The 13,551-nt window shown below is 31.4% G+C and carries 7 protein-coding genes; all 7 read left to right on the forward strand.

The genetic code is table 11. The features are described from left to right. Positions 1 to 255: 255 nt before the first annotated feature. The 7 genes from EG346_RS15570 to EG346_RS15595 all read left to right on the forward strand — a co-directional run bounded on the left by EG346_RS15570 (position 256) and on the right by EG346_RS15595 (position 13,510). On the forward strand, positions 256 to 1,179 hold the full coding sequence (locus tag EG346_RS15570) for a hypothetical protein (protein ID WP_123879856.1): 924 nt from the start codon (positions 256 to 258) through the stop codon (positions 1,177 to 1,179). 176 nt (positions 1,180 to 1,355) lie between these two features. After that, entirely contained in the window at positions 1,356 to 2,399 is a 1,044-nt protein-coding gene (locus tag EG346_RS15575; protein WP_164466188.1) for an RES domain-containing protein, read from the forward strand. A gap of 58 nt (positions 2,400 to 2,457) precedes the next feature. Continuing rightward, positions 2,458 to 3,561 carry a putative phage abortive infection protein gene (locus EG346_RS15580; RefSeq protein WP_123879859.1) on the forward strand — a complete coding sequence of 368 codons (1,104 nt, stop codon included), beginning with the start codon at positions 2,458 to 2,460 and terminating at the stop codon, positions 3,559 to 3,561. Positions 3,562 to 3,658: 97 nt separating this feature from the next. Continuing rightward, positions 3,659 to 10,126 (forward strand): ATP-binding protein, encoded by a 6,468-nt coding sequence (locus EG346_RS15585; RefSeq protein ID WP_123879860.1) that lies wholly within the window; start codon positions 3,659 to 3,661, stop codon positions 10,124 to 10,126. Beyond that, positions 10,080 to 10,781 carry a hypothetical protein gene (locus EG346_RS15590; RefSeq protein ID WP_123879861.1) on the forward strand — a complete coding sequence of 234 codons (702 nt, stop codon included), beginning with the start codon at positions 10,080 to 10,082 and terminating at the stop codon, positions 10,779 to 10,781. Before EG346_RS15585 ends, EG346_RS15590 begins: the two co-directional genes overlap by 47 nt. 848 nt (positions 10,782 to 11,629) lie before the next feature. Then, positions 11,630 to 11,851: a hypothetical protein gene (locus EG346_RS24855; protein WP_123897804.1), complete on the forward strand. Its 222-nt coding sequence runs from the start codon at positions 11,630 to 11,632 to the stop codon at positions 11,849 to 11,851. Between the two features lie 93 nt (positions 11,852 to 11,944). After that, the gene (locus EG346_RS15595; RefSeq protein ID WP_123879862.1) at positions 11,945 to 13,510 is read left to right on the forward strand and encodes a recombinase family protein; all 1,566 of its coding nucleotides are present in this window, start codon (positions 11,945 to 11,947) and stop codon (positions 13,508 to 13,510) included. Positions 13,511 to 13,551: the final 41 nt, after the last annotated feature.

Genomic DNA, 13,551 nt, shown 5'->3' on the forward strand with positions numbered 1-13,551 from the left:
CAAACAAAAATTGGCCGAGTAAAACTGGAAATCCATCTGGCGGAAACAGAGACAATAATCCTCCTAAGTCTTCTGGTGGTGGAAGCAAGCCATCTGCTCCGAAAAAATAATTCTTAAGAATATATTTTGAAGCCTGAATAAAAATTCAGGCTTTTGTTTTTTCATTAGTATTTAAATAATAAAATAGGAGAATTTTAATTGATTTATTGTTGCAGGTAAAACTTAAAATTTTATTTTAGAGAAAAAGAATATAAAATGAACTATGACCAGTTTTCAGGAAAGGATGATCTCATTAATCAGATTTTAATTCGTCAAGGAATTTTAATATCTGAAAAAATTATAATCAAAATTGATCACCAGCCTGATTACGAAATATCAGAGTATAAGAGGGAGCAAGATGCCGATTATTATTTTTACAATTCATGGAAGTTTAAGAATAAATTTAATTCTGTTTTTGATATTAGTGTTTCTCAAAATCATATTTTTCATTTTGATAATTTCAATGATCTGAGTAACAATTATAATATTCCTTTCAATATTGGTTCAGAATGCGATTTCTTACTCGATGTTTTGAAAAAGGATAGTGATGCACTTTTTGTGTATGGCTTTGGAATCGAAACTGATAATTTCACTATACATAATGTACGTATAAAAGCAATTGACAATTTAAAAGGCAGGGTTTACTATGATGGAAGCTTTACTGGCAGCAGTTACGAAATTGATCCGCTTGACTGGGGTATTTATTCAATTTTAGACATTAGTGCTTGTCCTATTGAAATTGATGATAAGCCTTTTTACAATTCATTGTTAGCAGAAAGCTATTTGCTACTAAAAGAAAGAAAATACAAACTTTCTTATTTTCTTTTATATTCTGCTTTTGAGAGCTTTGTAAATTTCGAACTTGGAAAAGGTGATGAGGAAGGAAGGTTGAAAGATAAACTTAATGAGTTATTTTGTTTAAAATTTCCAAATTTAGGAATACATCAAATTTATACCTCTGTTATCACTTTTTTTGACAAATACAATTTAGATAGGAACGTAATTGCTCATGGACGTAACAGGGTTGAAATCGATGAGGAGATGGTTGAAAAATCATTTATTTTTGTTTTAACATTGATTTCTTCTTATCTGTTAAATAGTTCAAAATTTGACGATCTATATACGAGGATTACAAACTAAAATAAAAATTTACCATATTGTTTTTTTATATAATACTCAGCAGGTAAAATGTATATTTCTTTCTTTGGAACTACAATGAATTTCTATCGGGTATAATTTGTTTTATTTTTCATTCTTAATGGACATTTTTTGTAATGCTCCATTTTGTATATTTGAAAGTAATAAATTACAAACTAATGACTTTACCAAATTGGCAATTGAAATTCAGAGATTTACCTGAAATTCCTCCTTTGAAAAGATGGATAGAGGGAGCTCATTTTACGCAGGAACAAAATATATCATTTAGATTATTAAAGCATCAGGAGATCTCAAGTGATGAACAAAATGATTTTATAAAACTTTTTAAATTCTACGAAGATCTTGATATTGCTCTTCAAGAACTGGACTATTCGTCATTTGATGCCAATGAGTTCGATAACTTCAAAAGTTATATAGATTATGCATTTAATTATATTCCTTTATTATCTAATAAATTATCAGTATTTCACACATATAGACTAGTGGTTAACGAATGGGTTTCAAAAAAAAATGAAAGACTCAATAATATAAGTTTTTTAAAATATCCACCAATAGACATTGTAAAGAGCATAAATAAATATAATAGGGCAAATACTCCAAATACAAGTGTATTATATACAGCCGAAAATATTGATTCAGCTTTAAAAGAAATAAAGCCTCCCACCAATAAATTGATTACTGTTGGATTGTGGAAGCCTAAAGAAAAAAAAGAACTTATTTCTTATCCCATTTCACATAGTGACAAAGCAATGTCTGTTAATCAAGGAGTGCAGAAAGCAACTGCAGCATTTGAAAAGTATGGAGATAGTCAATCCAAACTCTTGGTCGAGTGGTCTAGACATTATTTTAAATTATTGGGAAGAGAATTTACAAAGCCTGTTTCTCATCATTACGAGTATTTAATTAGCGCTATGTTTTCTGAAAGGATTCTTAAGACAAGGCAGGACCCAAACCCTTCTTTTAATTTTGATTGTATTATTTATCCGAGTGTTGGAAATGATTTTGGAACTGATAATTTGGCTGTACATCCTGATTCTGTTGAAAATGAATTTAAATTATTTCAAATTACTGAGTTTGAAATTGAGGAGTCTTATTATGAAAAAGAATACGTCAGGGATCATCCTGAAATTATAAGTCTTGCAAAAGTTAAAAATAGAGTAAATGCAAAAAATATCCTTGAGAACGGAGAGATTGTATGGTAGATTTTATCATATGATTTATAATATTATTTTAAATTATCGAAAAAGAATTACTTGAATTTTGGAACAGAAAACAACAGATCGTTTAGTAATATTTGGTTTAATTGTGATAATTGGTGCAATTGTAGCAATATTCCTCTACAAAAGCGGACCCGAATTAATTCAATCAAGATATTTCGATAAAGGAAATGTTGGAGATAGAGGTGCCATTGGTGATGCGTTCGGAGGTACTTTTGGACCGATAATAGCATGGTTTGCAGCTATTTTAACTTTTATGGCTTTTTACATACAATATGAAGCAAATAAAGAACAAAAAGACCAATTTGCAAAGCAAGCCGATGATACGGTAGTAGAGAGGTTTGAAAACAGATTCTTCGAATTGATAAGGATTCATCGAGAAAATGTTGAAGAGCAGAATATACAAAATGTTATTTTTGGTAGGAAAGCTTTTACGACTTATTATTTTGAGTTAAGATATATCTATTTTGTGCTGGAGCACAATTATGATAACTCGGACAAAAATAATGTATTAGATAAAGAACAATTATCCAATTTAGCATATTTGATTTTTTTCTACGGAATTGGGCATGCAAGCGAAGGCGTTTTTTCTCATATTGCACCAAAAATTAATTCTACTGATTTTTTTAAGACTACTTTACAGAGATTAGAAAATGAAAAACAGATATATTCTGATTTTGTAAATGATAAGGAAAAATACGAAAATCAAACGGGCTATAAAGTCTTAAGATTGAAAAATCTTGAAATAAATCATAAGGGGAAAAATGCTGTTTTTATACAACATTATGAGCCTTTTACAGGGCATGGTACTAAGATAGGACATTATTATCGACATCTCTATCAAACTGTAAAGTATGTGCACTCACAAGAAAATAAATTATTTACTCATGAGGTCAAATACGATTACGTGAAAATGCTTCGTGCGCAGCTTTCAAATTTTGAGCAGGTTATATTGTATTATAATTCAATTTGTGTTCTTGGTAATGCTTGGATTACAAACGACTATATTAAGAACTATCACCTTTTGACCAATTTACCCCTTTCGTTTGCCGATTTTGGAATAAAACCCGAAGAGAAGTTTAAAGCTGAAATATCAGCTAATCCTAATTTTTTCGATTGGGAAACGCTTAAAAACTCATTTGTTTAGATAAAAGAATGATAGTTTAATTGCATAATTTATGATCAACTAAACAAAAATAGAGGAGGAATTTTAAGTAAATTAGCTATAGAAATTTTATTAAAGTATGGTAGATACAAAACGAATCTCTGATGCTGATTTATCAAGTGCGGGTGATGATTTTCATATACTATGGACTATCAAAAAATCTCTCGAATTACTAAACTTCGACAAGCAAGGGCTAAAAGCTTTAACTATTGAAGGTTTTGAGACAAATCTTTCAAAAAAACTTGATCCCACCGGAGAAATGTTCTTAGGAATTGATTTAACAGAATATTTTGGTGGAAAAAATTTTGCTACTGCAGATTCTATACTCATATCTCAATTAAAATACAGTACTCGACGAGCTGGTGAGAATTTCACTTTTTCAAAACTTTATGAAGGAAAGAAAAGTAAATCCTTTCACGGATCAATTGTTCATCGATTAGCTAATGTTTTCAAAAAATTTCTAGACGAGTTTGGGAGAGATAAAGTTCTGCAAAAAATTAAGATTAAACTTGTAAGTAATAGAAATGTCAATCAATCTAATCTTAATCAGATTATTAAGGTGCAGGATTTTTTAAAGACTAATAAGAGGGCGTTAAGCTTTACAAAGGTTTATTCCGAACTTCCCGAATTAAACAAAGATGCTTTCGGGAAATTACATAAAGCTTCAGGGCTTAATCTTACAGAATTTACAGATTTTGTTCGGTTGCTGGATTTTAATGACTGTGGTTCGAATTCCAGGCAATTGCTTAAGCTTGAATTAATTAACTCGATTTCTAAAAATAGCATTAAGTCTAAAGGACAGTTCAATTCATTGTTTCAGCTAGTATGGAGTAAAATGATGCCTGAAAGTGAAGACAGCCGTACCATAGGAGTAATTGATGTTATTGCAAGTTTTGGATTCAGTGCGATTGAAAATCTTTTTCCTGTTTCTCAAAATTTCGAGAAAAATTTATTTACTGTTGAAAGAGAGCAACTGAAAGATATAATCGCTGTTATTGATACTAACGGTTCTTACCACCCCATTTGTTTACATGGAGGTGCAGGAATAGGTAAGTCAACTATTGTTAATCAGATCAAAAATTCTGTCCCTGACTATTGTAAATCAATTCTGTTTGACAGTTATGGTGCGGGCAAATATCAGAATCCGGAAGATAAAAGACATTTGCATAAAAATGCTTTTGTTCAGTTAGCGAATGAGCTTGCTAAATCTTTAGGAACTGAATTTTTACTGTTGCAAAATGAATCGGATGATGTTTATCTGAATGAATTTAAAAGGAGGATTCGAGAAGGAGTTGGAATTTTAAGAAGCAGAAATACTAAAGCCTATTTACTACTCATTATAGATGCTGCTGATAATAGTGTGACAGCTGCAGAATCCTTTGGTGAAAGAAGTTTTGTTCAAGATCTGGTAAATATGGAAATTCCTGAAGGCTGTCACGTTGTGGTAACATCTCGGACATACCGAAAAGATTCTCTCAAACTTCCAGTCAAAAAACATTTGGATTACGAACTACGACCGTTTTCATTGGAAGAGACGACAGAATTTGCGAAAATCAATTTTAAAAATATTACAAAAAGAGAAATTTTAGAATTTCATCAATTTACACATGGCATCCCAAGAGTACAGTTTTATTCAATGTCGCTACAGAAGCAAGGAATAAAGCAGGTGATTAATTATCTAAAGCCTAATGGTAAAGTTGTTGAGAATCTGATTCTCGACAAAATTGAAGATGCTATAGTTAAGCTTGGTGAGAATAATAGAAGTCTTGTAGATGATTTTTTTAAGTTACTCATAATGCTGCCAAGACCAGTGCCAATTGATTACATAGCAGAAATTATGAATGTTAAAGTTGCTTTTCTTCAAGATTTAGCAGCAGACATTTGGAATGGACTTGTTCTTGAGAATAACCATTTTTATTTCAGGGATGAAGATTTCGAAAATTATATTAGACAGGCATACGCTTCCAGTTTGGAAGAACATCAAAATATTGCAAACCTGTTTTTATTAAATTCAGATAAAGACGAATACGCTTCTACAAACCTTGGAGCAATTTTATACTCTTCGGGTTTGAAAACCGAATTGATTGATATAGTTTTAGATAGAAAATTTTTAGATTTTCCCAAAGACCCAATAAGAAATAGGGAAGTTTATATTAACCGTACCAAACTTGCTCTGAATGCCAGTGTTGAGAACGAGCATGACATAAATTACTTTAAATTATTATTTATAGCCGCTCAAGAATCTAAAACAGATAGAGGTCTTACCAATCTTCTAATTAATTTTCCGGACTTGGTTTTGAGATTTGGTGATCAAAATTCATTGGCAAGACTACAGATGAAAACAGAAGAACGTACCTGGGCTGGATCTTTCCATCTAAAACTTGCTGGTATAAATTCTCGAAAACCAGAAAATAGAGAAATAACAATTAAGCATCTTAAAACGGCAACTGAATGGCTTATTTGGAGAAAAACAAAAAGTGGCGAGGATTTAAGACATTTCCCGGTATCCAGTCTTGATATAGCATTTGAGGCAGAGGCATTTTTAAAATTGTATGGCATCGAAAAAATGCTAGAACGCTTGACCAGATGGAGTCCTATTGAGTCGAAAATAAGTGCAGCGAAACATCTTATCGAAAATATTGTAAGTTATTCTAGTGAAAGTGAAATTGCAGAGTGGCTAAAGTATAATAAATTTAGAATTGACGAAAAGATATTTATTTCTTGTAAACTGTTTCAATATAATTTACCAATCAACTTTGATTTACCGCAACTTACTAAAGATTTGTCAAGAGTTTTATCTCTGAGAAAAAAGAATTTCAGCAAAGTATTTTGTGAGTTTGTTGTTGAGTTTTGTGGAATTTTGAGCTATTACAAGGTAGACAGTGGTGTAATCATTGATTATCTCATGCGAATTGATTCAAAACAACTTAATAGAGTTCCTTTCTTCAATGATGATCGTTTTGATGATGAATCTAGATCGATTGAAATTTTTCTGAAGAAGGATTGTCTCCTGTTATCCCTGCAAAATGTCGATAAAATATTAGAAGATTACTATCCTTCTAATTTTAGAAATCTTGACAAAATTGAGGATTATGATCAACGTAAAATCGTCGAAAGGGACAAGAAAGAATTTGTAACTTTCTTTAAATATGCTGTTCCAATTTATCAACTGCATTCCGACTTTTTAACGAAACGTTTTGAAGTGTCCGAGCTTATTGATCTATTCCGAAAGATTTGCAGCGATATTCAAAGTGATTATGATTTTAAACACCAATTTGGTTATTGGGCAAATTCACGCTTTGTATTTTTGGCAGTTAAGCTCGCGAAAACTTGTATTCATTTTGATGATGAGGGTGTGCTGATGCAGTTAATTATCGATAGCTTTGACAAGCAGACCGATCAGTTGAAGCTTCGATTTGAGATTTTGAAAACAATCATTTTACGTAAAAAATATTTAAAATTTTCCTTCAAGCTTCTGCATCAGGCAAAGCAAATTATTCAGGAATCTCATGTTTCTGCTAATGAATCTACGGAAAATTATCTCCAATGTTTACTCCTTAGCAGTAAAATTAATGATACGTTGAGTAAGGATTTTTTCGATAAAGCAATCAAATCTGTCTCAGAAATAGATATTGAGGCGTTTGCACAAATCAGATGTATTTATGAATTGTCACAGATTGGAATTGTTAATGAAAATTCAAAGCTGGCTTATGATTTTGCTAGGTTCATTGAATACTGTGATATTAAATTAGGCATTTATGAGAAGAAAGGTTTTCCTTATGCTGAGGGATTACTAGGAATCGGAAATATTGACAAATCATCAATGTTTCCTACCCTATGTCGTTGGCATCATCGAAACGTTATAAAGTTAGGAGGTCCTATAATCACATTACTTAAAAAAGCTATGGAAATAGGATATATCGATCACATTACAGCAGCAGCACTCATTCCTCTAAAAACTAATTACAGCTGGAGAAGTCTGGAAGACTTATACAAGATGATTATCGCAAAAATTGATATTACCGGAAAGACAGAGATTAAAAATAAATTTGTAAAATCTGAGTTCCGAGATTTAAGAATGCAAAAAGATAAGCATTACTCAAAGGAAATATATGATCAGGTAAAGCCAGGTCAATTTATTGATGATAATTTATTGAAGGAGATAAAAGAATATGTTGATTTTTTAGATTCTTTAGAAACTAAACCTGAAGATTCAAAATCGAAAAATATTGATAATAAGCAAGATCATCACAATATTAATCTCGCTACATTGGATTTTACATCTGTAAAAGAATTGGAAAGAGCCATAGATCATATTATCGTTAACAGTGAAAGTTTTAATAATAGATCAATTATTAATAGTTTCTTTGCTGACATAGTTGAACATTGTGAGGTTGAAGACCAAGTATTGTTTCTTAATTCCGTTGTGGAAGTTAGCAGTGATTTACTTGAATATTATACTTTGGAGAATATACTGGAAAAAGCATTTGAAGAGTGGGAATTTTATCCGGATATAAAAAATTGGAAGAAGAACAACTTTGAAAAAGTATTAATAAGTAGATTACATCAGTTTGACTACGGTAGTAGTTTGAACATATTTTCTATCAAAAGCATAGCAAAATTATTTTCTATAGATGATACTTCGTTAGAAATTACGATCAGAAAAATTTTACCGCAGAAAATTGATCTTCTTTCGGACGAGTCTATTTATAGTTCTTTTGAACTTGTAAAGAATACCCTCTCAAAAGACAAAAATGAAGAATTGCTGGAGTGGATAATTAAAAGATGGATCTCTCCAATTCAACCGGATATAGCCGATGGTTTATGGACGGAAGAATTAAGACCTTCGAGTGATTTTAATGAAAATATTGCCGATATGATGAGGTTTATTCTTGGTCATCCTGATAAGCGTCTACGTTGGCGCGGTATCCATTCACTACGGAAAATGGTAAACTTGGGTAATACAGATATATTTGAGATACTTCTTAAAAAACAAAACGAAAAAAGTTGCCTCCCTTTCCAAGAGAAAAACTATATGTTTTACTGGATGTCTTCCAAATTGTATCTATGGATTGCGTTAGATCGAATTTCGAAAGAAAATCCTGATAAGTTTTTGCATTTGAAAGATATTTTTTATCAAGAATTATTAAGCAATGATCTTCCACATGTCCTAATTAGACATTACATAAAAAAATGTTGCTTAAATCTTTACACATTTGATAAATCTTTGTTTAAAGATGATGAGCTGGATTCTATCCAGCAGGTAAATAATTCTAAATTGGAAATGTTGGAGGAAAAAAGATATGCTCGGAAACAACGTAATTATGCAAGGAGTGATAGTGATAGCTGGCGGTTTAGGTTTAGTAGTTTGGATACATTACCTTATTGGTATGATAAGGTTGGAGATCCTTTTAATTTATCAGAATACGATGTGGCAGATGTTGCGGACAAAATCATTGCTGAAGACTGGGGGTACGTTGGTAATCCCAATGAAGATGATTTTATACGTAATCAGCTTTATAATGGAGATTGGCATCTTACAAGAAACGACCACGGAAGCAACCCGGAAGTTGAAGATGTATCCATTTATTGGCAGTATCATTCTATGTACTGTGCAGCCAATTTTTTGTTGGAGAACGAACCATTTGTTAAAAATGATCATTTTGATGGACGCGAGGATTGGGAGGATTGGTTAAAATCAGAAGCAAATGCTTTTGATAACCTCTGGCTATCGGATTTAAGAGATCCACTTCCACTAAAAAAGAAATATTGGAAGGAAGGCGCAAACAAATTTGATAAGATTTGGAGAGATCAAATCCAGGAAGATGATTTTGATTCGGTAGTTGGCTTCTTGGATCAAACAGATTCTTTCTTTTATGTATATGGTGGCATTACATTGTATGTGGGAGCCAATCAAGAGTCTGTAAGTATTATATCAAATTTGGTCTCTTCAGACAAGTCAGATGCTTTATTGAGAGCTTTGCATACGACAAAAGATAGCTACGATTATTATTTTCCTCTTGCTAAAAGTACTAGTGAAGATGAAGATGATGATGGAGCAATAGGTGAAAAAGATTTTCTTTTGAAAGGATGGATAAGAGAATTTAAATCAGAGTACGAAGGTCTCGATTCACAGGATGAACTTTTCAATAATAATCAAAAAGGTTCTCTAGTTTTAGATGAAGGTTTGCAAAAAAGGTATGATGTAACTTATGATGAATCTTACAAGATGGGATATGCAAAAAATTCTTTAATAAGTCTTTTTGAAAACTGGAACGAGATTTCTAATGATGAACATAGAAACAGAAAATACAACACAGGAGTTGAATCTTCTGGAAGCATTCTAAAAATATCTAAGGAGTTTTTAGTCGAATTTTTGAAACAAGAAAAAAAGGATCTTATCTTAAGATGTATCATTGACAGGCAATTGGAAGAAAGGCATTATCGAGAAAGAGATAGCGATAACAGATATCAAGTAAAACTTTACCTAATAAAAGCTAATGGAACAGTCAAAACACTCCGAGGAGTCAATTATAAAATTGGGTGAAAAACTCATTAAAGAATTAAATCTGGAATATTCAAGTAACACTTTGGCTAGATGGATGTCTCACTATGTGGCTGAACTTGTAACCAACATAAATGAAGCAAAATCAGAAAGTGAAAAAAAACAATTGCAAAACGAATGTTGTGATATTATTTTAAAGTTGTGGTCTCAGAGAGATGATCTTCCAATAAAACAGCCCTTGGAAGATCTAAAATCAGTTTTAGAGATATTGAAAATTCTACATGAGGAAAAGGAGGCCATTATTATACCGCGCTGGCTGGAATACAATGCTTTACCAAGAAATAATGAGTGGGCAACGTTTGTTGATCTTGTAAAAAATAATTCTGAAAAAATAATTAGTAAGGTGATTCAAATTAATCTTCATAAAGACATTCTACTGAAAGATCAGGAATGGATGAAGGAAAATAAACAGTTCTTAACTCGAGAACAAATTAGCTTTCTAGAGATTGCAGAAGTATTTAGTGATTTTGATAAAAATTTAGGAGTCATTGATTTGAACAATTTTGAGATGTCCGATGATAATATTTCAAAGGCTGAATATATGTTTAAAGAATTGGAAGGTCTCGTAGATGAGCAAAAAAATGAATTGTCTCGAATTAAAGAAAATTTTTACAAAAAAAATGATGATAGGAAATAACTAGGGTTTTTGTGATATAAGCATCTATTATGATTTAAAATAATAATTTTTCTATTTGATTGTGTGATGTTTAAAACTGAATTATAAGAAAATTAGCAAATTTATTTGTAAAAGATAAAAAAAGAGATATATCTGCACCAGTAAAAACGACGATCTCTTGATTGTCTAAAAAAGGTGACCTATTTGGTGACCTCTTAAACAAGAGAACAATATAAAGCTTATGGATAGGGCTTTTTTGAAAAAATAACAAGTCCGCCAGAACAAATATTTTCACAATTCTTTTAATATTTCTATTATCTGCTCAAATATTATTTTCTCTCTCTACATAATTAAAGTATTAAAATAAGCTAAAACGTTGTAAAATATTTATTTACACCGTTTTTTTGTTTTTCGATAGGTACAAAATGAATAATATTGGATCAAGATTTAATAATTTTGATCAGCTAAAAGGTAATCTAGTTATTGGAGAGGGGAGATTCTGATCTTTTATTTCTATTTTGGTTATTATTTTAAAACTGTTCACGATTGTGTTATGATAGCTAAATAATCAATGTTTCACAAAGAATATCCCCTATATTCTCTTTTTGGAAATTTCGAAAAAGCAGGATCTTAAAGTTGCTCTGCATCTAAAATAATCTTTATTAGACCAGTATCACCCGCTATAATTTTATTTCCTTCTATATCATTCGTAAATAACTTTTCTGCTTATTACCGGGTTTCTTTTTTGACAATATTTGCCGATTTTTATTGAATAATAAAATTGGAATTTATTAGCTAGTTTTCTTCTGTTATGAAAGCATAAATTGAAGAAATAAGTAGATATGTCCATGATATAAGCTTGTCTAAAAATGTCCGTACGAAAAACAAAGAAACATTCTCATCAAGAAAGTTCAAATAGATTTGAACTTGAACCGATTATGAAATTTCAGGAAATCTCATTAGACCAAGCTTTAAGAATATTAAATGAATCAAAAATTACTGTTTCTGAAGAAGAGGCTTCTGAAATTTTAATTTTCTTACACACGATTGTCAAAATTACTGTGAAGGAGTTTCTTTCACCAACAAATTAATTTTGTATTTTAGTTATTCCAATATTTAGAATCGAAAGCATCTTAATAGCTTGCTTGATTTTAATTTCTTTTTTCTACTAAATAAAAAAAACTATGCAGATTGCCGATTTATATATCCGAGTTTCTACGGATGAACAAGCTGACAAAGGGTATTCGCAGCGTGATCAAGAAGAACGTCTAAGAAAGCACTGTAGCACGCTGAATATTACAATTGATAGAATAATCTACGAGGATCACTCAGCAAAAACTTTTGATAGGCCACAGTGGCAAAAATACCTGTTGAGTTTTCGGAGAGGTAAGGTTGGGAAAGATAAAAGACTCATTTTATTTACAAAGTGGGATAGGTTCAGCCGTAACACCAGCGAAGCTTATCAAATGATCTCAACACTAAGTAAATTAAACATTTTACCTCAGGCAATAGAACAGCCTTTAGATTTGAGGGTTCCTGAGAATAAACTCTTATTAGCAATCTATCTTTCAACTCCAGAAGTGGAAAATGATCGAAGAGCTCTTAATGTGACTTATGGTATGCGAAGAGCGATAAAAGAAGGGCGAATGATGGGTACTGCTCCTTATGGTTATATAAACAAATGTACAGAAGATGGTCGAAAGTATGTAGCAATCAAAGAACCTGAAGCCTCCAATATCGTTTGGGCATTCAATCAGGTTTCAAAAGGTCATCTTCCGAGTGCTAAAGTTCGAGAACAAATGAATAAACGGGAAGGTCGAAAACTAACAAGAAATTCATTTTTAGATGCACTTCGAAATATTGTTTACTGTGGAAATGTAATCTTACGTGCTAATGATGATGAAGAAGAAAAAATCATTAAGGGCAAACACGAAGCTTTGATATCAGAAGAACTTTTTATGAAAGTTCAAAAAGTACTTCGAAGAAAGAGTAATAAGGATATATTTTTACCAGGTGGTAGAATTATTAATGAAGACCGTTATCCTCTCAGAGGTCTGCTACTATGTCCAAAATGTGGCAAAAATCTTACAGGAAGTAGTGCAAAAGGCAGATCAAAACATTATTACTATTATCACTGTACGACAGATTGTGGATTTCGTCATAATTCTGAAATTGTTAACAATCTTTTTGAAGACGAACTCACAAAATTCGAATTTGTACCCACCTTTGAAAAACTTCTTAAAACTATTTTAGTGAAAAACTTTTCTATTGTTACTAATGGTTTGGAAGATGAAAGAAAATCGATATCCGAAAAGGTCTCAAAAATTGAACAGAAAATTGCAAAAGCTAGAGATTTATATTTAGAAGATAGATTAGATGAAGACGATTTCAGAGAAGTTAAGAGGAAAAACAAGGTTGAACTTGACGAGCTTATATTCAAACTCAATGCACTTAAAGAAACCAAGAAAAATAATAACGTTGAACATAAGCTGGGAGAGGCTTTACGAGCTGTTACCAATATTTCAGAAAGATACAAAAATGCAGATTCATTAGACAAAAGAGCTATAATTGGTTTGATATATCCTGAAAAGTTAACCTTCAACGGAGAATATTTTCAAACCACTAAAATCAATAGTTTTGCAGAGACTATCTTCTTGATTAAGAAGGAAATAGGAAAACAAAAAAACCGACAAAGAAGTGAAAAAACTTCAAATGTCGGTTTTGTGACCTCGACAGAATTATTTCCATGACTGTTTATCAGTTAGTTAGGTTTTTATTTTGACAAATTTGT

Source organism: Chryseobacterium carnipullorum (genome assembly GCF_003815695.1).
GTDB classification, from domain to species: Bacteria; Bacteroidota; Bacteroidia; order Flavobacteriales; family Weeksellaceae; genus Chryseobacterium; species Chryseobacterium carnipullorum.